The sequence below is a fragment of the Rhizorhabdus sp. GW822-FHT03C02 genome, from assembly GCF_058801765.1.
In genome coordinates this window covers 79,488-104,145 of the sequence record NZ_JBXANN010000015.1, presented here as the reverse complement: position 1 = coordinate 104,145, position 24,658 = coordinate 79,488, and the positions used below count along the sequence as shown (strand labels likewise).

At 66.4% G+C, this 24,658-nt stretch carries 24 protein-coding genes; 11 read left to right on the top strand and 13 right to left on the bottom strand.

What is annotated here, in order from left to right:
• Window positions 1–23 precede the first annotated feature (23 nt).
• From AC1RM6_RS26905 to dapA, 10 genes are all read right to left on the bottom strand, one after another.
• Complete coding sequence (locus tag AC1RM6_RS26905; RefSeq protein WP_493107064.1) at window positions 24–572, bottom strand: DUF4019 domain-containing protein; 549 nt, start codon at window positions 570–572, stop codon at window positions 24–26.
• On the bottom strand, window positions 565–1,191 hold the full coding sequence (locus tag AC1RM6_RS26900) for a glutathione S-transferase family protein (protein WP_493107063.1): 627 nt from the start codon (window positions 1,189–1,191) through the stop codon (window positions 565–567). Before AC1RM6_RS26900 ends, AC1RM6_RS26905 begins: the two co-directional genes overlap by 8 nt.
• 68 nt (window positions 1,192–1,259) lie before the next feature.
• Window positions 1,260–1,607, bottom strand: coding sequence for a VOC family protein (locus AC1RM6_RS26895; protein WP_493107061.1), 348 nt, complete (start codon window positions 1,605–1,607; stop codon window positions 1,260–1,262).
• 77 nt (window positions 1,608–1,684) lie between these two features.
• Window positions 1,685–2,758 (bottom strand): recombinase RecA, encoded by a 1,074-nt coding sequence (recA, locus tag AC1RM6_RS26890; RefSeq protein WP_493107059.1) that lies wholly within the window; start codon window positions 2,756–2,758, stop codon window positions 1,685–1,687.
• Window positions 2,759–2,856: 98 nt separating this feature from the next.
• A complete protein-coding gene (locus AC1RM6_RS26885; protein ID WP_493107057.1) occupies window positions 2,857–5,265 on the bottom strand; it encodes a hybrid sensor histidine kinase/response regulator in 2,409 nt (802 codons plus the stop codon).
• Window positions 5,266–5,349: 84 nt separating this feature from the next.
• Complete coding sequence (locus AC1RM6_RS26880) at window positions 5,350–6,294, bottom strand: sialidase family protein (RefSeq protein ID WP_493107055.1); 945 nt, start codon at window positions 6,292–6,294, stop codon at window positions 5,350–5,352.
• 110 nt (window positions 6,295–6,404) lie between these two features.
• Window positions 6,405–8,438 carry a M13 family metallopeptidase gene (locus tag AC1RM6_RS26875; RefSeq protein ID WP_493107053.1) on the bottom strand — a complete coding sequence of 678 codons (2,034 nt, stop codon included), beginning with the start codon at window positions 8,436–8,438 and terminating at the stop codon, window positions 6,405–6,407.
• Between the two features lie 58 nt (window positions 8,439–8,496).
• Window positions 8,497–9,081: a DUF2062 domain-containing protein gene (locus AC1RM6_RS26870; RefSeq protein ID WP_493107051.1), complete on the bottom strand. Its 585-nt coding sequence runs from the start codon at window positions 9,079–9,081 to the stop codon at window positions 8,497–8,499.
• An 11-nt stretch (window positions 9,082–9,092) separates the two neighbouring features.
• Window positions 9,093–9,575, bottom strand: a complete 483-nt coding sequence (smpB, locus tag AC1RM6_RS26865; protein ID WP_493107049.1) for an SsrA-binding protein SmpB — start codon at window positions 9,573–9,575, stop codon at window positions 9,093–9,095.
• 3 nt (window positions 9,576–9,578) lie between these two features.
• Complete coding sequence (gene dapA / locus AC1RM6_RS26860) at window positions 9,579–10,457, bottom strand: 4-hydroxy-tetrahydrodipicolinate synthase (RefSeq protein WP_493107047.1); 879 nt, start codon at window positions 10,455–10,457, stop codon at window positions 9,579–9,581.
• A 49-nt stretch (window positions 10,458–10,506) separates the two neighbouring features.
• Between dapA and AC1RM6_RS26855 the strand changes: the two genes are divergently transcribed.
• The 8 genes from AC1RM6_RS26855 to AC1RM6_RS26820 all read left to right on the top strand — a co-directional run bounded on the left by AC1RM6_RS26855 (window position 10,507) and on the right by AC1RM6_RS26820 (window position 19,936).
• Window positions 10,507–12,549 (top strand): lytic transglycosylase domain-containing protein, encoded by a 2,043-nt coding sequence (locus tag AC1RM6_RS26855; RefSeq protein WP_493107146.1) that lies wholly within the window; start codon window positions 10,507–10,509, stop codon window positions 12,547–12,549.
• A 211-nt stretch (window positions 12,550–12,760) separates the two neighbouring features.
• On the top strand, window positions 12,761–13,315 hold the full coding sequence (locus tag AC1RM6_RS26850) for a F0F1 ATP synthase subunit delta (protein WP_493107144.1): 555 nt from the start codon (window positions 12,761–12,763) through the stop codon (window positions 13,313–13,315).
• 2 nt (window positions 13,316–13,317) lie between these two features.
• Entirely contained in the window at window positions 13,318–14,847 is a 1,530-nt protein-coding gene (atpA, locus tag AC1RM6_RS26845) for a F0F1 ATP synthase subunit alpha (RefSeq protein ID WP_493107045.1), read from the top strand.
• A gap of 4 nt (window positions 14,848–14,851) precedes the next feature.
• A complete protein-coding gene (locus AC1RM6_RS26840; protein ID WP_493107043.1) occupies window positions 14,852–15,469 on the top strand; it encodes a LysE family translocator in 618 nt (205 codons plus the stop codon).
• 6 nt (window positions 15,470–15,475) lie between these two features.
• Window positions 15,476–16,360: a F0F1 ATP synthase subunit gamma gene (locus AC1RM6_RS26835; RefSeq protein ID WP_493107041.1), complete on the top strand. Its 885-nt coding sequence runs from the start codon at window positions 15,476–15,478 to the stop codon at window positions 16,358–16,360.
• Window positions 16,361–16,446: 86 nt separating this feature from the next.
• Complete coding sequence (gene atpD, locus AC1RM6_RS26830; protein ID WP_493107039.1) at window positions 16,447–17,898, top strand: F0F1 ATP synthase subunit beta; 1,452 nt, start codon at window positions 16,447–16,449, stop codon at window positions 17,896–17,898.
• A gap of 42 nt (window positions 17,899–17,940) precedes the next feature.
• A complete protein-coding gene (locus tag AC1RM6_RS26825) occupies window positions 17,941–18,204 on the top strand; it encodes an ATP synthase F1 subunit epsilon (RefSeq protein WP_493107037.1) in 264 nt (87 codons plus the stop codon).
• 157 nt (window positions 18,205–18,361) lie between these two features.
• Window positions 18,362–19,936, top strand: coding sequence for a TadA family conjugal transfer-associated ATPase (locus AC1RM6_RS26820; RefSeq protein WP_493107035.1), 1,575 nt, complete (start codon window positions 18,362–18,364; stop codon window positions 19,934–19,936).
• On the opposite strand, the gene AC1RM6_RS26815 is transcribed toward AC1RM6_RS26820, so the two are convergent.
• A complete protein-coding gene (locus tag AC1RM6_RS26815; protein ID WP_493107033.1) occupies window positions 19,937–20,134 on the bottom strand; it encodes a hypothetical protein in 198 nt (65 codons plus the stop codon).
• Window positions 20,135–20,232: 98 nt separating this feature from the next.
• On the opposite strand from AC1RM6_RS26815, the gene AC1RM6_RS26810 reads away from it, so the two are divergent.
• Entirely contained in the window at window positions 20,233–20,988 is a 756-nt protein-coding gene (locus AC1RM6_RS26810; RefSeq protein ID WP_493107142.1) for a class I SAM-dependent methyltransferase, read from the top strand.
• A gap of 49 nt (window positions 20,989–21,037) precedes the next feature.
• Here AC1RM6_RS26810 and phaR read toward each other — a convergent pair whose 3' ends face one another.
• The gene (gene phaR, locus AC1RM6_RS26805) at window positions 21,038–21,598 is read right to left on the bottom strand and encodes a polyhydroxyalkanoate synthesis repressor PhaR (protein WP_493107031.1); all 561 of its coding nucleotides are present in this window, start codon (window positions 21,596–21,598) and stop codon (window positions 21,038–21,040) included.
• Window positions 21,599–21,692: 94 nt separating this feature from the next.
• Here phaR and AC1RM6_RS26800 point away from each other — a divergent pair, with 94 nt between their 5' ends.
• Both AC1RM6_RS26800 and AC1RM6_RS26795 read left to right on the top strand, forming a co-directional pair.
• Window positions 21,693–22,685, top strand: coding sequence for an alpha/beta hydrolase (locus tag AC1RM6_RS26800; protein WP_493107029.1), 993 nt, complete (start codon window positions 21,693–21,695; stop codon window positions 22,683–22,685).
• A gap of 95 nt (window positions 22,686–22,780) precedes the next feature.
• On the top strand, window positions 22,781–23,953 hold the full coding sequence (locus tag AC1RM6_RS26795; protein ID WP_493107027.1) for an acetyl-CoA C-acetyltransferase: 1,173 nt from the start codon (window positions 22,781–22,783) through the stop codon (window positions 23,951–23,953).
• 86 nt (window positions 23,954–24,039) lie between these two features.
• Here the strand turns inward: AC1RM6_RS26795 and AC1RM6_RS26790 are convergent, their stop codons facing one another.
• Window positions 24,040–24,576 (bottom strand): peroxiredoxin, encoded by a 537-nt coding sequence (locus AC1RM6_RS26790; RefSeq protein WP_493107025.1) that lies wholly within the window; start codon window positions 24,574–24,576, stop codon window positions 24,040–24,042.
• Window positions 24,577–24,658 lie beyond the last annotated feature (82 nt).

The window sequence follows — 24,658 nt, the reverse complement described above, 5'->3', positions numbered from 1 at the left end:
CGCGAAACCCGATCGATCTTCGTTCAATGGCTGTCGTCGTCCGGACGGTCGACGCAGCCGAACAGCCTGGGCAGGCCCTTGCGCTGTTCGGGGGCCATCGTCTGGACGGCGGGCCGATCGATATAATTCTGTTCCTCGCGGACCAGCTCGAACCGGCCATTGTCGGCCTTGCGCCACATCAGATAGCCGCACATCAGCTCGAGATTGACATAGCGCGCGGTGAAATCGGCGGCGACATAGAGGCCGGGGCGCGTCGCCTCGGGCGGGTCACGGGTCCAGGTCAGCCGGGTGACGACCCGCCCCTGCCAGGCGCCCGCCTCCGCCGCGAAGCGCCGGCCGGCATCCTCGTAGAGCGCGGGCGTCAGATAGGCGGTCATGCTGGGCCCGATCTGGCGATAGGCACGTGCATAGTCGCCCTTGTCGCGCGCCTCGAAATAGGCGGCCGTCGCCGCCAGCACCGCGGCATGTTCGGCGGTGCTGCCGATCGCGTCGCCATCGTCGATGGGGGGCGGCCCAGCGGCGGGCAGCAGGATCGCGGCCAGACCGGTGAGCAGCGCACCTGCCCTATGCATAGGCATAGGGACCACCGGCTTCGAGCGCCTTGTGATAGGCGGGACGCGCATGGATGCGGTCGAGCCATTCGATGATCGTCGGACGGCGGCCATCGAGTTTCAGCCGCTGGCGGGCGGCCTCGAGCGGAAAGCTCATCATGATGTCGGCGGCGCTGAAGGTGTCGCCGGCGAACCAGCGATGGGTGGCGAGTTCAGCCTCGACATAGTCGATATGCGCCATCGCCATCTTCTTCACCCGGCCGCGCGCGACCCAGCCGAACGGCCCCATCTTGGCGATGACGAGGCTGAGCAGCAGCGGCGGCATCAACGACCCTTCGGCATAATCGAGGAAATAGCGCCAGCGCAGCGCGCCGTCGCCATCGGGCGGCGGGCCGAGTTCGCCGCGGGCGACCGCGACCAGATATTCGACGATGGTGGCGGTCTCGGCGACGATCCGGCCGCCATGCTCGATCACCGGCGATTTGCCGAGCGGGTGGATCTTGAGCAACTCGGGCGGCGCCAGCATCGTCTTCGGGTCGCGCTCGTAGCGCCGTACCTCATAGTCGATGCCGAGTTCCTCGAGCAGCCAGAGCACGCGCTGCGAGCGCGAATTTTCGAGATGATGGACGATGACCGTCATGCGCGCCTCCCCCGAGCGATCGGAATCGATCGATCGGAGCCGAACGATCAGACTGGGCGACTATAAGCTCAGGACGGCTCGTTGATATAGACCGCCATTTCATTTCCCGACGGCTCGCGGAAATGGAAACGCCGCCCGCCCGGAAAGGCGAAGATCGGCCGGGTGACGGTGCCGCCCGCCTGTTCGACGGCGGCCAGCGCCGCTTCGAGATCGTCGGTCTCGATCACCGCGAGCGGCGCCGCGGTCGTATCCGACGAATCGCCGTTGAGCCCGAGATCGCAACCCGCGCCGATCGTCGCGGCATAATCGGGGCCGAAGGCTGTAAGATCCCAGCCGAAGGCGCTGGCGAAGAAATCGCGGCTGGCGGCGATATTGCCGACCGGCAGCTCGACATAGTTGAGACGCGCACTGGCCATCATCATGGCTCCTCGATCAGCTGGCCAGGTCGGCCGGAGCGATGGCGGCGCCGAAGACGCCGCCATCATCGGTTCGATCAGATATCGTCGCTATCGTCGGGACCGACCATCAGCGCGTCGCCGACCCCGGCCGAATTGGCGCGGATCGCGGCTTCGAGCCGGGCGGCGACTTCGGGATTTTCGCGCATATAGGTCTTCGAATTCTCGCGGCCCTGGCCGATCCGGATCGAATCATAGCTGAACCAGGCGCCCGATTTCTCGACGAGACCGGCCTTGACGCCGATATCGAGCAGTTCGCCGACCTTGGAGATGCCCTCGCCATACATGATGTCGAATTCGACCTGCTTGAACGGCGGCGCGACCTTGTTCTTGACCACCTTCACCCGGGTCGCGTTGCCGACGATATCGTCGCGATCCTTGATCTGGCCGGTGCGGCGGATGTCGAGACGAACCGACGCGTAGAATTTGAGCGCGTTGCCGCCGGTCGTCGTCTCCGGGCTGCCGTACATCACGCCGATCTTCATGCGGATCTGGTTGATGAAGATCACGGTGCACTTCGACCGGCTGATCGAGCCGGTGATCTTGCGCAGCGCCTGACTCATCAGCCGGGCCTGGAGGCCGACATGGCTGTCGCCCATCTCGCCTTCGATTTCGGCGCGCGGAACGAGCGCCGCGACCGAATCGATCACCAGCACGTCGATCGCGTTCGAGCGGACCAGCGTGTCGGTGATCTCGAGCGCCTGCTCGCCGGTGTCGGGCTGCGAGACGATCAGTTCGTTGATGTCGACGCCGAGCTTCTTGGCATAGACCGGGTCGAGCGCATGTTCGGCGTCGACGAAGGCGGCGGTGCCGCCCAGCTTCTGCGCCTCGGCGATCACATGGAGCGCCAGCGTGGTCTTGCCCGAGCTTTCGGGGCCGAAAATCTCGATGACGCGGCCCTTGGGCAGGCCGCCGATGCCGAGCGCGATGTCGAGCCCGAGCGAGCCGGTCGATACCGCCTCGACCTGCATCGCCTCGCGCGAGCCGAGCTTCATCGCCGATCCCTTGCCGAAGGCGCGGTCGATCTGCGCAAGCGCCGCTTCGAGGGCCTTCTGCCTGTCCATGCTTGCCACGTCCTTGGGGGTTCCTATCAGTTTCAACTGTGCCGACATGCGTGCCGCTCCCTCGTAGATAGCGCGTACCGAAGCTTCAATGGCTAAAGAGGTACACGAAATGTTCCGAGAGAACAAGAAGAGAACATAAAGGGATTTTAAGAGGCTTTCTCCATCAGCACGTCGCGGGCGGCGGCGCAGATCTGCTGGACCGAGAAGGGCTTGGGCAGGAACCCGATACGATCGATGTCGATCGATTTGCGCAGCTGTTCCTCGGCATAGCCCGACATGAAGATGATCGGCAGGTCGGGCTTGAGCTCGCGCGCGGCGCGCGCCATCGCCGGCCCGTCCATCGTCGGCATCACCACGTCGGAGATCACCAGGTCGATCGCCTCGTCGCTTTCGAGGATCTCGAGCCCCTCCTCGCCATTGGTGGCGGTGACGACCTTGTAGCCCTGGCGGGTGAGCGCGCGCTCGGCGACCGCGCGGACCATCGCCTCGTCCTCGACCAGCAGAATCGTGCCGGTGCCCCACAGCTCGGTGCTGGGCACAACCGCGACCGGCTTGGCGGCGACCGCCGCGGGCGCGCTCGCCTCGTGCACCGGCAGATAGATGACGAAGCTGGTCCCCTTGCCCATTTCCGATTCGGCGAAGATGAAACCGCCGGTCTGCTTGACGATGCCGTAGACGGTCGACAGGCCGAGGCCGGTGCCCTTGCCGACCTCCTTGGTGGTGAAGAAGGGCTCGAAGATCTTGGTGATGATCTCTTCGGGAATGCCGCTGCCGGTGTCGGAAACCTTCATCGCGGTATAATCGGTGACCGGCATGATCTCGACCCCCATGCGCTTCACCTCGGCGGCGGGCAGCGCATAGGTCTGGATGCTGAGCGCGCCGCCGTCGGGCATTGCGTCGCGGGCATTGACCGCGAGGTTGACGATCACCTGCTCGAGCTGGCCGGGGTCGGCGCGCACCGTGCCGAGATTGCGGCCATGGCTGACGTCGAGGGTCACCGTCTCGCCGAGCAGGCGCTTCAACAGGTTCGAGATTTCCGAGATGACGTCGGGCAGTTGCAGGATCTGCGGGCGCAGCGTCTGCTGGCGCGAGAAGGCGAGCAACTGCCGGGTCAGCGCGGCGGCGCGGTTCGAATTCTGCTTGATCTGCTGGATGTCGTCATAATCGCTGTCGCCGGGCATGTGGCGCATCGTCATCAGGTCGCAATGGCCGATGATCGCGGTCAGGATATTGTTGAAATCATGGGCGACGCCGCCCGCGAGCTGGCCGACCGCCTGCATCTTCATCGCCTGGGCGACCTGGCGCTTGAGCCGCGATTCCTCGCTATTGTCCTTGAGGCTGAGCAGCACCGTCGCATCGCCGAGCCCCTTGGTCGCGGCGATCGTCAGCGAGACATTCTCCTCGGGACGTTCCTTGAGCCGGACCGCGAGGTCGGTCGCCGAGCCGCGCCCCTGCGAGAAGCGCCGGACCGCGTCGGACACCGCCGCCTTGTCGTCCTCGACGACGAGATCGCTCGGATAGACGATCGACGATTCGGGGCCGAGCCCGGCGGCGCGGGCGAACGGCTCGTTCATGAAGCTCATCCGGCCGTCGGCCCCGGCGAGCGCGAGCCCGAGCGGCAGCATGTCGAGCAGGCCGTGGAGATTGCTGGTCGCGAGCAGCTGGCGTTCGTGCTGCAGCGCGAGCCCCGGATCCTCATCGAGCATCAAGAACAGGGTGGCGCTGACATCCTCGTCGTCGAGCGGGACCTGGAGCATCCGGAGCGGGGCGGCGTCGCGCGGATCGGCGGCGAGGCGGATATGGTCGCCGTCGGAGCGGAGCAGTTCGGCGAGCGACCAGCCCGACATCGGCGCCTCGCTGCTGCCGAGCGCGCGCCGCCGGAACACCGCGTTGCCCGACAGGCCGATGCCGTTGCCGTCGACCATCACCGCCATCATCCCGGCGCTGCCGAGCCTGCGCCCAGGTTCGCCGGCGATCATCCGCGATATGTCGCCGATGCTGTCGATATGGCTGGGCTTGCGGAAGCGCCAGACGACATGGCGGCCATCCTCGCCGGTGCGCCGCAGGACGACGTCGACCACCCCGCGATCGGTGACGAGCTTCTCGATCGCGGCGAAGCCGTCGCGCCGCGCGGCGATGTCGGCATCCTCGAGCCGCTTGCGCGAGGCCGGCGGCAGCGGCAACGCCGGCGGGGTCGGCAGGCCGCCGAACCAGCCTTCATATTGGCGGTTCGCGCACAGCAGCCGTCCGTCGGGCCCGGTGATCGCGAGCGCGGCGTCGGCGTCCTCGATCGTGCCGAGCAGCAGCGTCATGTCGGGATAGCGCCCGACCGCCAGATTGGTCCGCCGCGCCGCGATCGCGACCAGCGCGCAGATCAGCGCGCTGACCGCGAAGGCGAGGAAGAAGGCGACCGCGAGCAGGGCATCGTCGGTCGCGCCCCAGATCAGGGCGGCGGTGCCAAGCGACGCCACGCCGATCAGCAGGGCGAGGATCGGATAGAGCTTCGGCGTCGAAACCGACGGCTGCAGAAAGATCGCAGGAGAACGCGTGGCCATACGCCCTTCTGTTCTCCGGCCCCATCGCCACGTCAAGCATTTCGGGGGCGCCATCGTGCCGGCCGCCCCGTATGGAAGGGCCGTTCAGTCGATGAGCAGCCCGCTGGCGACCGGAATCCGCGTGGCCGAACAGGACCAGCTCGCACCGTCGTCGTCCGACAGATGGAGCGATCCACCGCGATCGACGATCGCGATCATGCCGTCGCGGGCGGCGATACAGCCGGTATCGACGATGCCGTCGAACCAGCGCGGACTGCCCCCGCCCAGCGGCTCCAGCGGCCCGTAGCCGTCGATCGGCCGCCGATAGACCGCGCCCTGCGCCGCGAACGGATCGACCGATGCCGACACGAACATGTCGTGCCGCCCGAAGGCAACCGCCGAGCAATGCTCGGCGTGCAACCCGCGCCGCTCGACGGTCCAGCTCCGCCCGGAGTCGCGGCTGATGCACAGCCCGACCGCGGCCGCCGCGATCAGGAGATCGGGCCGGGTCGGATGGGTGCAGACCTGGTGGACATCATGGTCGATGGCGATGGTCGGGGCCCAGCTGCGCCCGGCGTCGGTCGATCGCACGATGCCGCCGACATGGACATTGGCGAGCAGCGCCGCGCCGTCGCAGCTCGCCGCCATCGACCGGATGCCGAGCGGCGGCCCCATCAGCTTGCCGTCGACGATCGCCGCACCGGCGTACCAGCGGTCGCGGCCCTCGACCGCATCGAAGCCCGTCAGCCGGTGCAGCGTGCCATCGGGATCGAGCCGCAGCACGTCCGCATCGTCGGTGCCGACGAAGATGGCGTCGTCGACGGCGACGCAGCAGGAGAGCGGGGCTTCGCCGTTCGCGACCTCACGCCATTCGCCGCCGGAGGTTCGCCGATAGAGCCCATGCGCGCCGACGATGGCGAGCATGCCGCCCTGCCCGTCCGACGCCAGCCCGCGCACCGGCTGCCCGGCGAAGTCGTGACCGACGGCGTCGCCCGCAACGGTGAACAGCCCGTCATACCAGGTCGAGACCAGCAGGGTAGGTGTCGGCATCGCGGCTTGTCCTATCGGTCCTGGCGCGGCCCTGGCCGACCGGACGGCCGATCGTGCCGCGTTCGCGCCGCCGCTTCAATGGCCGGCGGCGCGAAACCGGAGGCGTGCGCTCACCAGATGCGGATGCGCTCCTCGGCCGGCAGATAGAGCTTCTGACCGGGCTTGGGCTGATAGGCCTCATACCAGGGATCGAGGTTGCGGACGACCGCGGCGCGCTCGGTCGAGGGCGCGTGCGGATCGGTCAGCAGACGCTGGCGCAGATTGGCCTTGCGATAGCTGCGGCGCCAGACCTGCGCCCAGCCCAGATAGAAACGCTGGTCGCCGGTGAAGCCGTCGATCACCGGCGCCGGCTTGCCGCCGAGCGACAGCTTGTAGGCGTCATAGGCGACGGTCAGGCCGGCGAGATCGGCGATATTCTCGCCCTGGGTGAGCGCGCCCTGGACATGCATCCCCGGCAGCGGTTCATAGGCGTCATATTGCTTGACGACCTTGTCGGTGAGCGCGCCGAACGCCTTGACGTCGGCCGGGGTCCACCAGTCGGACAGCCGGCCGTTCTTGTCATATTTCGCGCCCTGATCGTCGAAATGATGGCTGAGCTCATGCCCGATCACCGCTCCGATGCCGCCATAGTTGACCGCGGCGTCGGCATTGGGATCGAAGAAGGGCGGCTGCAGGATCGCCGCGGGGAAGACGATCTCGACCATGCCGAAATTGGCATAGGCGTTGATCTCCATCGGGGTCATTCCCCACTCGCTGCGGTCGAGCGGCTTGCCGAGCTTGTTCAGGCCACGCTGCCATTCGAAGATGTTCGACCGCACGACATTGCCGAGCAGATCGTCGCGCTTGATCACCACCGACGAATAATCGCGCCATTTGTCGGGATAGCCGATCTTCGGGGTGAAGGCGGCGAGCTTCTCATGCGCCTTGACCTTGGTCTCGGGGGTCATCCAGGCGAGCTTGTCGATGCGCAGGTCCATTGCCGCGATCACGTTGCGCACCAGCTTGTCGGCGGCGGCCTTGGTCTCCGGCGTGAAGAAGCGCTTCACATATTCCCGGCCGAGATCCTCGCCGATCTGGTCCTTGACCAGATTGACGCCGCGCTTCCAGCGCACCGAATTCTCCGGGGTGCCGCTGAGCACGGTCTGGTTGAACGCAAAGTCGGTGGCGACGAAATCCTTCGACAGATAAGGCGCGGCGGCGTTGATCGCGTTCGCGATCATATAATCCTTGAGCACCTCGATCGGGGTCGCCTCGATCAGCTTCGCCATGCCGGTGAAGGCGCTCGGCTGCGCGACCAGGAAGGCCGGCTGCGCATCGACCCCGGCTTCCTTGAGGAAACCGTCCCAGTCGAAGCCGGGTGCGTTCTTCGCGAAATCGGCGCGCGCCCATTTATTGTAGGTCTTGGTGCTGTCGCGCGAATCGATCCGGCTCCACTGGACCTTGGCGATCTCGGTCTCGAAGGCGACGATCGCCGCGGCGCGGGCGTCGGCATTCGGCTCGCCGGCCAGGGTCAGCAGCTTCGCGACGAACGCCTTGTAGGCGTCACGGGTCTTGGTGATCTCGGCATCGGTCTTCAGATAATAATCGCGATCGGGCATGCCGAGGCCGCCCTGGGCGCTGCTGACGATATACTGCTCGGGTTCCTTGTCGTCCTGGCCGACATAGAGAATGAACGGGACATTGGTGCCCGCCTTGCGCAGCTTCGCGAACTCGACCGCGACCGCGCCCTTGTCCTTCAGCGCCTTGATCTCGGCAAGGGTCGGCGCCAGCGGCGTGATGCCGGCGGCATCGATCGCCTTTTCGTCCATGAAGCTGGCATAGAAATCGCCGATCCGGGTGCCGGGCTTCTTCGACACATCCTCGAGGATCGCATGGCTGCGCGAGGTCGACAGGTCGTCGAGCACGGTGAACATGCCATAGTTGGAGCGATCGGCCGGGATCGGCGTCGCCTTGGCCCAGCCCGCATTGGCATAATCGTAGAAATTGTCGCCGGGGGCGACGCTGAGATCCATGCCCTTCGCGTCGAAGCCGAAGCTGCCATAGGTCGGCCTGGCGGGGGCCTTCGCCGCGGCGGGTGCGGCAAAGGCGCCGGCTTCGGGCACGAGCATGCTGCTCGCGGCCAGGGCGATCAGGATATTTTTCATGGAAAACCTCGGTGTATGATCTGACTATGACGCCGGCTTATCATCAACCGTGTCAGGATCAACCCTCGGGATGTTGCAGCTGGTGCGCGCGCTCGATCCGCTGGCGGGTGCGCAGCACCCATTTATGGTTGACCCAGATCCGCCAGAACAGCGCCGAGGCGAGATAGCCGACCGCCGCCGACACCGTCGCGATCACGAACAGGCCGACGATCAGCGCGGGGGCCGCCGACGAGGCGAGCCAGTTCACCCATTCGCCGATCGACGCGCCATGGTTGATCATCGTCGTGACGGTGCTGATGTCGGCGGTCGAATGGACGAAGCGGTTGCCGACGACGATCGCCAGATAGAGGATGAACGGGGTCGTGGCCGGATTGCTGAGGAAGGTTCCCGCCACCGCGATCGGCACATTGGCCCGGCACGGCAGCGCGAGCAGGCAGGCGCCGATGATCTGGATCCCAGGGATCATCAGGAAGATGCCGACGATCAGCCCCAGCGCCACCCCGCGCGGCACCGAGCGGCGAGTGAAGCGCCACAGGCTGGGTTCGAGCGCGCGATGCGCGAACGGGCGCAGCCAGCGTATCTCCTCGAGCGATTCGCGCGTCGGCGCATTGTTGCGCCACCAGTTGCCGATGCGGGTGAACATGACGGTCGCGCCTAGCCCCGGTCGCGCAGCAGGCGCTGCTTCTCGCGATTCCAGTCGCGGGCCTTTTCGGTCTCGCGCTTGTCGTGCATCTTCTTGCCCTTGGCGAGCGCGAGTTCGACCTTCGCCCTGCCCCGGCCGTTGAAATAGATGGCGAGCGGGATCAGCGTCATCCCTTCGCGGGTGACGGCGGTGCGCATCTTTTCGATCTGGCGGCTGTGCAGCAACAGCTTGCGCGGCCGTTTGGGCTCATGGTTGAAGCGGTTGCCATGGCTGAACTCGGGCACGTTCGAGTTGACCAGCCAGACCTCCTCGCCCTTCACCTCGGCATAGCTTTCGGCGATCGAGCCTTCGCCGAAGCGCAGCGACTTCACCTCGGTACCGGTCAGCGCGATGCCCGCCTCGAAAAAATCCTCGAGGAAATATTCGTAACGCGCACGCCGGTTCTCGGCGACGATCTTGGTCTTTTCGAACTCTGGTGGGCGCGGACGTACCATCTATCAGCCTGTCAAACCTGCATGGGCAAGCGCTGCATCCACGGCCTTCCGGCTCGCTTCCGACGGCCAGGTCATGGGCATGCGCAACTCTGCCGGGAAGTCCGCATAAGTGCGGGTCAGCGCATATTTGATCGGTCCGGGTGAAGCGTCGGTGAACAGCGCCTGGTGGAGCGGGAAAAGCCGGTCCTGCAACAGCAGCGCGTCGGCCCAGCGGCCTTCGGCGCAGGCGGCCTGGAAATCGGCGCACAGCCGTGGCGCGACATTGGCGGTGACCGAGATGCAGCCCGCCCCGCCCATCGCCATATAGCCGAGCACGGTATCGTCATTGCCCGAGAGCTGGCAGAAATCGGTGCCGCAGCCCAGGCGATGCGCCGAAACCCGCTCGACCTTGCCGCTGGCGTCCTTGATCCCGACCACGGTCGGCAGTTCGGCGACCCTGGCGAGGGTTTCGGGCAGGATGTCGTTCACGGTGCGGCTCGGCACATTGTAGACGATGATCGGCAGGTCGCAATTCTCGGCGAGATAGCGATAGTGGAGCATGATGCCGTCCTGGTTGGGACGGTTATAATAAGGCAGCACCACCAGGGCGGCGTCGGCACCGGCCTTTTGCGCGTGGCGCATATGGTCGAGCGCCGCCATGGTGTCGTTCGATCCGCAGCCGGCGATGACCGGCACCCGACCCTTCGCCTGGTCGATGCACACCTTCACGACATGATTATGCTCGTCGATCGACATCGTCGCGCTTTCGCCGGTCGTGCCGCACGGAACGAGCGCGCTCGAACCCTCGTCGATCTGCCAGTCGACGAAGGCCCGGAACAGTTTTTCGTCGAACGCCCCGTCGCGAAACGGCGTCACCAGGGCTGGTATCGACCCACTGAACATTCCACTCTCCCTTCACCTCGGGCTGCTGGTCGGGCATAGAGGCATGATGATGAACGCCCGAGATCGCGCTGCGCCCAATAGGTTTTCCGGAGCCGGCCTGTCCAGCGGCGTGCGTCGTCTTTTTGTACCGGGGCTGCTGCTGGCGTCGACCGCGGCGCTCGCGGTGATGGCCGCGCCCGAGCTGGTGAGCCCCGCGCCGACCGCGCCGCCGGCCGGTTTCTCGGTGTGGAACGACAACGCCCTGAGTGCCGCGATCGTCGAATGGCGGCGGCTGCGCGGCAGCGATTCGCTGGCCTTCGCCGATTATGCCGCCTTCCTGACCGCGCATCCCGGCTGGCCCGGCGACACCGCGATGCGCAAGGCGGCCGAGCGGCGGATCGATCCGAACAATTATGATCCGCGCTATGTCGTCACCTTCTTCACCCGCTATCCGCCGCTGACCGCCGCCGGCCAGGCGCGCTATGCCGAGGCGCTGTCGTCGACCGGCCGTCCGGCCGAGGCCAAGGCGGCAGCGGTCGCGGCCTGGGCGACGAAGGGGCTCTCGCCCGACGACGAGGGCCGACTGATGACCCGGTTCGGTTCGCAGCTGACCGCGGCCGATCATGACAAGCGCATGGAACGGCTGTTGTGGGACCGGTCGGCGGCTGCGGCACAGCGCCAGCTGGCGAACGTCTCGGCGGCACGGCGCCCGCTCTATGCCGCGCGGCTGGCGCTGATCCGCAACGATCCGCAGGTCGAGACGCTGGTGGCCGCGGCCGGCGAGGCCGCCAACCGCGATCCGGGCTTCGTCCTCGACCGCGCGCGCTGGATGCGCGATCGCGCCAACAGCGCCGGCGCACGGATCTGGCTGGCGCAGTCGCGCGACTTCTCCGGACTGCCGTTCGACGCCGCGACCTGGCTCGACACGCTGCTGAGCTTCGCCACCGCCTGCGCCGCCGACGGCCAGAACGACCTGGTGGTGGCGATCGCCAAACATGCCGAGGCGACCTATCCGTCGGGCACCAAGATCCGCGAACGGCCGTTCGACGAGCGCGACGACTATACCAGCCTGATGTGGCTGGCGGGCACGGTCGCGCTCGAAAAGCTCAACCGTCCGGCCGATGCGATGGCGATGTTCGACCGCTATGCGCGCGCCGCGCAGAGCCCGCAGAGCCAGACCAAGGGCTGGTACTGGGCGGGTCGCGCCGCCGAGAAGGCCGGCCGTAGCGACTGGTCGCGCAGCTATTATGCGCAGGCCGGCGCGCATATCGACCAGTTCTACGGCCAGCTCGCCTCCGAGCGGCTGGGCCGCGACCTCGCCATGCCCGCCGAACCGCCGCGCGGGGCGATCCCGGCGGGCGAGCGCGCCTCGTTCGAGGCGAGCGAGGTGGTGCGCGCCGCGCGGCTGCTCGGCCGGCAGGGCCAATGGCAGGACCAGACCGCGTTCGTGCGGCTGATCGCCGGCAACGCCAGGACCGATACCGATCATATCCTGGCGGGCGACCTGGCGCTGGCGATCGACCGGCCCGACCTGGGCGTGATGGTATCGCGCGCGGCACGGACCAGCGGCACCGCCGATCCGTTGCGCTTCGGCTTCCCGCAGGTCGCGGTGCCGCCGGCAATGGCGAGCCACTGGACGATGATCCACGCGATCAGCCGCCAGGAAAGCCAGTTCGACCGCCAGGCGACGAGCCGCACCGGCGCGCGCGGGCTGATGCAGCTGATGCCCGGCACCGCCAAGGAACAGGCCGGCAAGCTCGGCCTCGCTTTCGATCCAGGCAAGCTCGCCGAGCCCGCCTATAACGTCATGCTCGGGTCGAGCTTCTTCGACCGCATGCTGAATTATTATAATGGCAGCTATGTGCTGGCGATCGCCAGCTACAATGCCGGGCCCGGCAATGTGAACAAGTTCATCCGCGCCAATGGCGATCCGCGCATGCCCGGGGTCGATGTGGTCGACTGGATCGAGGCGATCCCGTTCCAGGAAACCCGCGGCTATGTCCAGCGGGTGCTCGAAAATGCGGTGGTCTACGACCTGCTGAACCCCGAAAAGTCGCGCGCCGCCACCCGCAACCGGCTCTCGGCCTATCTCGGCAAGTCCCAGCCAGGCTAAAAAGCGCGAGTTCGACATATCTGTTCGCACGATATGTTATAACGCCCGAAACCGCCGGCCGGTAACATTTACCACCTCATCGCCGGGGCGGCCTCCAACTGCCTTGCATCCCCCGACATCGCCTGCTAGTCGCCCGGCAACCCATGCAGGGACGTCGCGAGACGCCCCCTTTTTGGCATGGGGCCAAATCCATTTGGGGGATGTGAAGCGCGTGGAGAATTCCGGCGGTATTCAGGCTAGCCTCAGCGGACGTTATGCTACGGCGTTGTTCCAGCTGGCCCGCGACGAGAATGCGATCGACGCCGTTTCGGCCAGTCTCGCGACACTCAAGGCCGCGCTCGGCGAATCGGAGGATTTCCGTCGCCTGGTGACCAGTCCGCTGGTCGGGCGCGATCAGGCGGTGAAGGCGGTCGCGGCGATAGCCCCGACCCTGGGCCTCGATCCCACCACCACCAAATTCCTCGGCGTGCTCGCGCAGAACCGGCGCCTCGGCCAGACCGGCGCGGTGATCCGCGCCTTTGCCGGCCTCGCCGCCCGTCATCGCGGCGAGATCACCGCCGAAGTCACTTCCGCCCATCCGCTCTCGACCGCGCAGGTCGACGAGCTGAAGGCGAAGCTCAAGGGCCAGCTCGGCCGGGACGTCGCGGTCGAACTGACCGTCGATCCCGCGATCCTGGGTGGCCTGGTCGTCAAGGTCGGCTCGAAGCAGATCGACGGCTCCATCCGCTCCAAATTGAACACTCTCGCGATTGCGATGAAAGGCTGAACATGGACATCCGCGCCGCAGAAATCTCCAAGGTCATCCGCGACCAGATCGCCAGCTTCGGCACCGAAGCGCAGGTATCCGAAGTCGGCCAGGTGCTGTCGGTCGGCGACGGCATCGCCCGCATCCACGGCCTCGACAATGTCCAGGCCGGCGAGATGGTCGAATTCTCGAACGGCATCCAGGGCATGGCCCTGAACCTCGAGGCCGACAATGTCGGCGTCGTGATCTTCGGGTCGGACAGCCAGATCAAGGAAGGCGACGTCGTCAAGCGCACCGGCGCGATCGTCGACGTGCCGATCGGCAAGGAACTGCTCGGCCGCGTGGTCGACGGCCTCGGCAACCCGATCGACGGCAAGGGCCCGATCGCGACGACCGAGCGCAGCCGCGTCGAGGTCAAGGCCCCCGGCATCATCCCGCGCAAGTCGGTGCATGAGCCGGTGCAGACCGGCCTCAAGGCGCTCGACGCGCTCGTCCCCGTCGGCCGCGGCCAGCGCGAGCTGATCATCGGCGATCGCCAGACCGGCAAGTCGGCGGTCGCGATCGACACCTTCATCAACCAGAAGGCGTCGCATCAGGGCACCGACGAGAGCAAGAAGCTCTATTGCGTCTATGTCGCGATCGGCCAGAAGCGTTCGACCGTCGCCCAGCTCGTCAAGACGCTCGAAGAAAACGGCGCGATGGAATATTCGATCGTGGTCGCCGCGACCGCGTCGGACCCCGCCCCGCTCCAATATCTCGCGCCCTACACCGGCGTCGCGATGGGCGAATATTTCCGCGACCGCGGCATGCACGCGCTGATCGTCTATGACGATCTGTCGAAGCAGGCGGTCGCCTATCGCCAGATGTCGCTGCTGCTGCGCCGCCCGCCGGGCCGCGAAGCCTATCCGGGCGACGTCTTCTATCTGCACAGCCGCCTGCTCGAGCGCGCCGCCAAGCTCAACGACGCCAACGGCAACGGCTCGCTGACCGCGCTGCCGATCATCGAAACCCAGGCGGGCGACGTGTCGGCCTACATCCCGACCAACGTGATCTCGATCACCGACGGCCAGATCTTCCTCGAGACCGACCTGTTCTACCAGGGCGTCCGTCCGGCGATCAACGTCGGCCTCTCGGTCAGCCGCGTCGGTTCGGCCGCGCAGACCAAGGCGATGAAGAAGGTCGCCGGCTCGATCAAGCTCGAGCTCGCCCAGTATCGCGAAATGGCGGCATTCGCGCAGTTCGGTTCGGATCTCGACGCCTCGACCCAGAAGCTGCTCAACCGCGGCGCGCGTCTGACCGAGCTGCTCAAGCAGCCGCAGTTCCAGCCGCTGCCGTTCGAAGAGCAGGTCGCGTCGATCTTCGCCGGCGTGAACGGCTATCTCGATGCGGTTCCGGTCCGCGACGTCACCCGCTACGAGGGGGCGCTGCTGTCCGAGCTGCGTTCGAAGCATGCCGACGTGCTCGGCGGCATCCGCGACACGAAGGATCTGGGCGACGATCTCAAGGCGAAGCTCGCCGCGGCGATCGACGCGTTCACGAAGACCTTCGCCTGAGGTCATGAGCCCGGAGCACTCCCTCCTCGCCTGGACAGCGCTGGCGGTGGCGCTGGTGCTGACGCCTGGTCCCGACACGATGCTCGTGGTCGGCAATGCCTCGCGGCGCGGTTTCCGCGCCGGGATGGCGGCCGCCTCGGGGATCATGCTCGGCGGCGTCTGGTACATGGCGCTGTGCGGCTTCGGGTTCCTCAGCATCCTCAACGCGGTGCCGAGCCTGTTCACGATCGTGAAGATCGCGGGCGCGCTCTACCTCGCATGGCTGGGCGTCCAGCTGCTGCGCGGCGCGCTGAAGCCGGCGGTGAAGGTCGAAGAGCCCGCGCATCTGGGAGCCCCGTTCCGGCAGGGTTTCCTCAGCACGGTGCTCAACCCCAAGGTCGCGGTCGTCTTCCTGGCGGCGCTGCCCCAGTTCGTCGGCACCGGCCCCGATGCGCCGATGCTCGGCGTCGGGCTGATCGCGATCGTCTACGGGATCGGCTTCCTGTGGTGCCTGATCCTGTCGGCGCTGGCGACCAGCATGGGTCGCAAGGTCGGCCAGAGCGGGGTCATGCGTTGGTTCGAAGGCGTGCTCGGCGCCGCTTTTCTTGGTCTTGCGGGCCGTCTGGCCCTGGCGCGGAACTGATAGATTATGCCAAGTTTGAAGAGCCTCAAGGTCCGCATCACATCGGTGAAGTCGACCCAGAAGATCACCAAGGCGATGAAGATGGTCGCCGCGGCCAAGCTGCGCCGCGCGCAGATGGCGGCCGAGGCCGGCCGTCCCTATGCCGAGCGGCTGAGCGCGGTGATGGCGAGCCTCGCCTCGAAGGTCACCGTCGGTCCGCAGAGCCCCAAGCTGCTCGCCGGCACCGGCAATGACCAGGTTCACCTGCTCGTCGTCGCGACCTCGGAACGCGGCCTGGCGGGCGCGTTCAACAGCAACATCGTCCGCGCGGCGCGCAAGACCGCCGACAGCCTGATCGCCCAGGGCAAGACGGTGAAATTCTACCTGATCGGCAAGAAGGGCCGCGCGGTCATCTCGCGGCTCTATCCGGGCAAGATCGTCCACCAGGTCGACCAGACCCACATCAAGAATGTCGGCTTCGCCGACGCGCATGTCGTCTCCGAGGACCTGATCGCCCGCTATAATGGCGGCGAGTTCGACGTCGCGCATCTGTTCTTCGCCAAGTTCCAGTCGGCGCTGGTCCAGGAACCGACCGAGATCCAGATCATCCCGGTGCCGCTGTCGGCGTCGGCCGCCACCGCGACCAGCGGGGCGTCGGCCGCGGTCGAATATGAACCCGACGAGGAAGCGATCCTCGCCGAGCTGCTGCCGCGCAACGTCGCGATCCAGCTGTTCCGGGCGATGCTGGAAAATGCCGCGTCCGAACAGGGCAGCCGCATGACCGCGATGGACAATGCGACCCGCAACGCCGGCGACATGATCAACAAGCTGTCGATCCAGTATAACCGGACCCGGCAGGCGGCGATCACCACCGAACTCATCGAAATCATCGCCGGTGCGGAAGCGCTCTAAGCGATAGGAACTGGCGCGTCAGCGCCGCAGCGAAGCAGGGGCGCAGCAGCGCCCGGACAACGAACGAAGGCAGCAAGGAAGACACCATGGCTACCGCAACCACCACCAATGTCGGCCGCATCAGCCAGGTCATCGGCGCCGTCGTCGACGTGACCTTCGACGGCGAACTGCCGGCGATCCTGAACGCGCTCGAAACCAGCAACAACGGCAACCGCCTGGTGCTGGAAGTCGCGCAGCATCTGGGCGAGAACACCGTCCGCACGATCGCCATGGACGCGACCGAAGGCCTGATGCGCGGCCAGGAAGTGTCTGACACCGGTTCGCAGATCCGCGTGCCGGTCGGCCCGATGACGCTCGGCCGCATCCTCAACGTGATCGGCGAGCCGATCGACGAGCGCGGCCCGGTCAACGCGGCCGAAACCGCCCCGATCCATGCCCCGGCCCCGCTGTTCGTCGACCAGTCGACCGATGCCAGCATCCTCGTCACCGGCATCAAGGTCATCGATCTGCTCGCGCCTTATGCGAAGGGCGGCAAGATCGGCCTGTTCGGCGGCGCCGGCGTCGGCAAGACCGTGCTCATCCAGGAACTGATCAACAACATCGCCAAGGGCCATGGCGGCACCTCGGTGTTCGCCGGCGTCGGCGAGCGCACCCGCGAGGGTAACGATCTCTATCACGAGTTCCTCGACGCGGGCGTCATCGCCAAGGATGCCGACGGCAACCCGACCCCGGAAGGATCGAAGGTCGCGCTGGTGTTCGGCCAGATGAACGAGCCGCCGGGCGCGCGTGCCCGCGTCGCGCTCTCGGGCCTGACGATCGCCGAATATTTCCGCGACGTCGAAGGCCAGGACGTGCTGTTCTTCGTCGACAACATCTTCCGCTTCACCCAGGCGGGTTCGGAAGTGTCGGCACTGCTCGGCCGCATCCCGTCGGCGGTGGGCTATCAGCCGACCCTGTCGACCGACATGGGCGCGCTGCAGGAGCGCATCACCTCGACCAACAAGGGTTCGATCACCTCGGTGCAGGCGATCTACGTGCCCGCCGACGATCTTACCGATCCGGCGCCGGCAACCTCGTTCGCCCATCTCGATGCGACCACCAACCTCAACCGCGCGATTTCGGAGCTGGGCATCTACCCGGCGGTCGATCCGCTCGACTCGACCTCGCGCATGCTCGAGCCGCGCATCGTCGGCCAGGAGCATTATGAGACCGCCCGTGCGGTCCAGGAAACCCTGCAGAAGTACAAGTCGCTGCAGGACATCATCGCGATCCTGGGCATGGACGAGTTGTCGGAAGAGGACAAGCTGACCGTCCAGCGCGCCCGCAAGATCCAGCGCTTCCTGTCGCAGCCGTTCCATGTCGCCGAGGTCTTCACCGGCATCAGCGGCAAGTTCGTCGCGATCGAAGACACCGTGAAGTCGTTCAAGGCGGTCGTCGAAGGCGAATATGACCATCTGCCGGAAGCCGCCTTCTACATGGTCGGCGGCATCGACGAAGTCGTCGAGAAGGCCAAGAAGCTGGCTGCCGACGCGGCGTAACGACATTGGCCCCTCCCTTTCGAGGGAGGGGGGAGAGATTGCATGGCAGACCTTCACTTCGAACTCGTCACCCCGGAAAAGCTGCTCCGCTCGGAGGAGGTCTATATGGTGGTCGTCCCCGGCACCGAGGGTGATTTCGGCGTGCTCGCGGGGCATGCCCCGTTCATGTCGGTCGTCCGCTCGGGCGAGCTGTCGATCTATTCGAGCCCGACCACGGTCGTCTCGCGGATCCATGTCGAAGGCGGCTTCGCCGAGGTCAACGAAAAGGGCCTGACGGTCCTGGCGGAGCAGGCGACCGAAGCCTGATCGCCCTGCCCGACCGGTAGAAAGGCCCGGCCCGCCTCTGGCGCGGCCGGGCTTTTTCGTTTCGGTCCCCCTTCCCCAGCGGTTAAGCGCTTCTTCAACAGTCTCGGTTAGCAATGCTCCGGCGGCCCTGTATCGGCCATGTTGGGGTTGAGTACCGATGAGTGCATTCGGCAAACGTGGATCGATGACGAACGGCGCCAAGCCCGCCTTCGGCGTGGCGCAGCCGATGTGGACCAGCGACACCGCCCCCGCCGGCGGCGCGCAGTTCCCGCCGCTCAGCGCGGATCCCTTTGCCGCTACAGCCCCTTTCTCCGCCGCCAACCCGTTCGCGGACCTGCCGGCCTTCGATCTCGACAGCCCGCTGTCCGACGCGACCCCGGCGGCGCCGCGGGTCAACGATGCGATGGCGCGGCTCGCGATCCGCGAGGCCGCCTCGGGCGAGGCCGGGCGATCGAAGGTCGAGGGGTTCGAGGCGTCGATCCACAAGATCAAGGAGCAGGTGCTCCCTCGGCTGCTCGAACGGGTCGACCCTGAGGCGGCGGCGACGCTGAGCAAGGACGAACTGGCCGAGGAGTTCCGGCCGATCATCGGCGAGGTGCTCGCCGAACTGCGGATCACCCTCAACCGCCGCGAGCAGTTCGCGCTCGAGAAGGTGCTGGTCGACGAACTGCTCGGGCTCGGGCCGCTCGAGGAACTGCTCGGCGATCCGCTGATCACCGACATCATGGTCAACGGCCCCGACCAGACCTATGTCGAGCGCAAGGGCAAGCTCGAGCTCGCGCATATCAGCTTCCGCGACGAGGAGCATCTGTTCCAGATCGCCCAGCGCATCGTCTCCAAGGTCGGCCGCCGGGTCGACCAGACCACCCCGCTGGCCGACGCGCGGCTCGCCGACGGCAGCCGCGTCAATGTGATCGTGCCGCCGCTGTCGCTGCGCGGCACCGCGATCTCGATCCGCAAATTCTCGTCCAAGCCGATCACCCTCGACATCATGGCGAAGAGCGGATCGATGAGCGACCGGATGGCGACCTTCCTCAAGATCGCCGGCGCGTCGCGCTTCAACGTGGTGATCTCGGGCGGCACCGGCTCTGGCAAGACGACGATGCTCAACGCGCTGTCGAAGATGATCGACCCGGGCGAGCGGGTGGTGACGATCGAGGACGCCGCCGAGCTGCGTCTCCAGCAGCCGCACTGGCTGCCGCTCGAGACGCGTCCGGCCAATCTCGAGGGCCAGGGCGCGATCACGATCCGCGACCTCGTCGTCAACGCGCTGCGCATGCGCCCCGACCGCATCATCCTGGGCGAAATCCGCGGGCCCGAATGTTTCGACATGCTCGCGGCGATGAACACCGGCCATGACGGTTCGATGTGTACCCTCCACTCGAACAGCCCGCGCGAGGCGCTGGCGCGTATGGAGAATATGGTGATGATGTCGGACATCAAGGTGCCCAAGGAGGCGATTTCGAAGCAGATCGCCGACTCGGTCGACCTGATCGTCCAGGTCAAGCGGCTGCGCGACGGTTCGCGCCGGGTAACCAGCATCACCGAGGTGATCGGCATGGAAGGCCCGGTGATCATCACCCAGGAGCTGTTCAAGTTCGAATATCACGCCGAGGACAATGAAGGTAAGATCGTCGGCGAATATGTGCCGGCGGGCCTGCGCCCCTATACGGTCGAGAAGGCCCGGCAGTACGGCTTCGACCAGCCCCTGCTCGACACCTGCCTGGAATGATCAGCCGCCGTCCTTGAGCCAGAAGGCCGCGAGGAAGATCGCGCCGATCAGCCCGACGATCGTGAGCAACGGCCACGGTATCCAGCCCGGTCTGCCGCGACCCATCCGCCGGTGCCGCAGCCAGTCGCCGAGGATCGACACGATGGTCAGCGCGACGAAAATCAGGGTCGGGACCGCATAGTCCGATTGCACTCGCACGATACTCCGTCATGGTGGCGGCTCCCCTCACGATCAGGAGAGCGTCCTTGCGCCACCCGTTACTGAGTTTCGCCGCCGCTGTCGTCACCCTGCCCGCGATGCTGGCGGTTCCCGCCATGGCGGCGGCCAAGGCGGATCCCGCCATCGAAAAGGCGATCGCCGATCCCCGCCGCAGCGAGGCCAATCGCGCGCGTGACGTCTATCGTCATCCGGCGGCGACGCTCGCCTTTTTCGGAGTGAAGCCCGGACTGACCGTCGCCGAATTCTACCCGAGCGGGGGATGGTTCACCGAAATCATCGCGCCGACCCTGAAGGACCGCGGCCATTATATCGCGGTGCCGCCATCGTCCGAAAAATCGGTGACGGCGTTCACCGCGCTCGCCGCGAAGAACAAGGACTGGTGGGGACCGGCGACGATCGCGCCGTTCGACAAGACGGCGCCCAGCAGCATCCCGGCGGGATCGGTCGACGTCTTCTTGACCTTCCGCAACGTCCACAACCTGATCATGGCGGGCGACGATGTCGCGGCGAAGGCGTTCGCCGACTTCCATGCCGCGCTCAAGCCCGGCGGCGTGCTCGGGGTCGAGGATCATCGCCTGCCCGAGGACAAGGACAGCGCGCTCGAGAAAAGCAGCGGCTATATCAAGATTTCGACGGTGGTCCGGCTGGCAACCGCGGCGGGTTTCAAGCTGGCCGGGGAGTCCCCGGTCAATGCCAATCCCAAGGACAGCCATGACTGGCCGAAGGGGGTGTGGACGCTGCCGCCGACCTATGATCTCGGCGATGTCGATCGCGCCAAATATAAGGCGATCGGCGAAAGCGATCGCTTCACGCTGAAGTTCGTGAAGCCCTGATCGCGATCACCCGCCCGTTCCCCGGAGGGAACGGGCGGCCTGGATCACTTCACTTCAGATTGTTGATCTGTTCCTGCATCGCGGCCAGCTGGGCCTTGAGCAGATCGACCTCGGTGGTGGGAGCCTCCGTGGTGGGCTTGGTCGGCGCGGCGCCCGGCGCCCCGACCGGCGGCTTGAAGGCCGAGGCGGCGGCTTCGAACATCGCCATGTTGCGCTTGGCGATCTCGGCGAACGGGCCGCCCGCGAACGCGCCCTCCATCGCCTGGCGGAACTGGGTCTGGTTGCGGCGGAACGCCTCCATCGAGGCTTCGAGATATTGCGGCACCATCGACTGCATCGAATCGCCGTAGAGCGAGATCAGCTGGCGCAGGAAGCTGACCGGCAGCATCGTCTGGCCGCGGGTTTCCTCTTCCATGATGATCTGGGTGAGGACATTATGGGTGATGTCCTCCTCGGTCTTCGCGTCGATAACCTTGAAGTCGCGGCCTTCGCGCGTCATCGCCGCGAGATGCTCGAGCGTGATGTAGCTTGAGGTTTCGGTGTTGTAGAGCCGGCGATTGGCGTATTTCTTGATGATGACCGTTCCCGATCCGTCCGAAGATTTCGCCATATCGCCCCATCCTTGTCAGTCTATGGAGCCCAACATAGCATCAAATCTTTCCGCGCCGCAACACAGGCCGCGTCCGCTGCCCCTGTTCCTGGAATTGCTGCGCAGCGAAACCCAGGACGACCCGGCCCGGATGCGCGCGGCGCTCGCCGGATTGAAGGCCTATCAGACCGCGCCGCGTGCACCCCGCGCCGACCCGCCCGAGGTCGTCGCCCGCCAGGGCCGCGCCACATTGTTCGGCTATGGCGGCGCAGGCCGGACGATCCTGTTCGTGCCGTCGCTGATCAACGGATCGGAAGTTCTCGACCTCGCCCCCGGAAATTCGTTGATGCGGTGGTTCGCTGCCGAAGGCATGCGGCCGCTGCTGCTCGATTGGGGCGAGCCCGCGCCCGATGAGCGCGACCTGTCGGTCGGCGGCCATGTCGAGCGCTATCTGCTGCCGTTGATCGACGCCGCCGGACCCGAGGTCGCACTGGCCGGCTATTGTCTGGGCGGAACGATGGCGATCGCCGCCGCGGCGCTGCGCAGGGTTGCAGCATTGATCCTGATCGCCGCACCCTGGGATTTTACGGGCTTTCCTTCGCAAGCGCGGGAGGGGCTGGCCGAACTCTGGACGCACAGCGAACCGGGCGCCGAAGCCCTGGGCCTGCTGCCGGTCGAAGTGCTGCAACAGGCGTTCTGGAATCTCGATCCGCAGCGGACCGTCGCCAAGTTCGAGGCGTTCGCCGGCAAGGATCCGGCGAGCCCGGCGGGCGCGAATTATGTCGCGGTCGAAGACTGGGCCAATGGCGGCGCGCCGCTGACGCTCGCCGCCGGCCGGGAATTGCTGCGGTCGTTCATGACCGACAATGGCAGCGGCGACGGCCATTGGCAGGTCGGCGGACGGACGATCGACCCGGCGGCGATCGGCTGCCCGATCCTCAACATCGTGTCGACGGTCGACCGGATCACCCCCGCGGCCACCGCCTGGGCCGGCGGCGAGCGGATCGAACTCGCGCTCGGCCATGTCGGCATGGTCGTCGGCAGCCGTGCGCAGGCGCAGCTCTGGGCGCCGATTCGCGATTGGCTTTCGCAGGTGCGGCATAGCTGATAGCAGCCGTTCACAGGCGGCAATCACCGACTCGGGACCGAGAAGGCAGCCATAGCCTTCGCCGATGCGGCCGCCGCAGCAGGAGCATTTTGATCATGGTCGATATCGTCATTACCGGCGCCAAGCGCACCCCCGTCGGCAGTTTCCTCGGGTCCTATGCCACCCTCCCCGCGCATGAGCTCGGCGCGATCGCGATCAAGGCCGCGCTCGAACAGGCCGGGGTCGATCCATCCGAGGTCGAGGAGGTGCTGCTGGGCCAGGTGCTCGGTGCCGCGCAGGGCCAGAATCCCGCGCGCCAGGCAGCGATGAAGGCCGGGCTGCCCAAGGAGGTGACCGCGGTCGGGGTCAACCAGCTGTGCGGTTCGGGGCTGCGGTCGGTGGCGATGGCGGCGCAGGCGATCCAGTGCGGCGACGCGGCGATCATGGTTGCCGGCGGCCAGGAGAATATGTCGTTCGCGCCGCATGCGCAGTTCCTGCGCGCCGGGCACAAAATGGGCCCGGTCAGCCTGGTCGACACGATGACGCATGACGGGCTGACCGATGCGTTCAACGACTATCATATGGGCATCACCGCCGAAAATCTGGCCGAGCAATATCAGATCACCCGCGCCGAGCAGGACGCGTTCGCGGTCGGCAGCCAGAACAAGGCCTCGGCGGCGCGTGCCTCGGGCCGTTTCCGCGACGAGATCGTGCCGGTGACGATCAAGGGCCGCAAGGGCGACACGATCGTCAGCGACGACGAATATATCCGCGACGGCGCGACGATCGAATCGATGGCGGGGCTGAAGCCGGCGTTCAAGAAGGACGGCACCGTCACCGCCGCCAACGCCAGCGGGATCAACGACGGCGCCGCGGCGCTGGTGCTGATGTCGGCCGACGAGGCGGCCAAGCGCGGCGCGCCGGTGCTCGGCACGATCCGGTCCTGGGCGACCTGCGGCGTCGATCCGGCCTATATGGGGATCGGCCCGGCGCCCGCGAGCCGCAAGGCGCTCGAAAAGGCCGGCTGGACGCTCGCCGACCTCGACCTGATCGAGGCGAACGAGGCGTTCGCGGCACAGGCGCTCGCGGTCGGCAAGGAACTCGGCTGGAACCCCGACATCGTCAACGTCAATGGCGGTGCGATCGCGATCGGCCACCCGATCGGCGCCTCGGGCGCGCGGGTGCTGACGACTTTGCTCTACGAGATGGAGAAGCGCGACGCCAAGAAGGGTCTCGCCACGCTCTGCATCGGCGGCGGGATGGGCATCGCGATGTGCATCGAACGGTAAGATAGTCCGTCCTGCCCATCCGGGTCGGGGGGCAGGCACCAAGAAGAAGGGCCGGTCAGCAATGACCGGCCCTTTTCATGTTCGGCTTATTTCGGGTTGGCCTTGAGCCAGTCGAGGACATTGTCGGGGGCGCTGACGCCGTACGGATCCTCGTCGCTGCCATCGTCGTTGATGCCGGGTTCCTCGAACCAGGCGACGATCGTGCCGTCGTCGACGACCATCGCATAACGCCACGAACGGTCGCCGAAGCCGAGATGGTCCTTGTTGATCAGCATGCCCATGCGGCGGGTGAAATCGCCCGAGCCGTCGGGCAGCAGCTTGGTCTTGCTGAGGCCGAGATTCTTGCCCCACTGGAACATCACGAAGGCATCGTTGACCGACAGGCAATAGACCTCGTCGGCGCCGGCGGCGCGCAGTTCGTCATAATTGCGCTCATAGGCCGGGCATTGCTCGGTCGAGCAGGTCGGGGTGAAGGCGCCGGGCAGCGCGAACACGACCTGGCGGCCGTTGCCGAACAGGTCGCCGGTCTGGACGTCCTGCCAGCGGAACGGATTGGGGCCCTCGACGCTCTCGTCGCGGACGCGGGTCTTCAGGGTGACATTCGGGACTTCACGGCCGAGCATATATTCTCCTCCTCTGTGTGGACGGGAGCCAGGTGCCGAAAGCCGGGTGATCGATCCAATTGGAAAGAATGGTCTCAGTGAT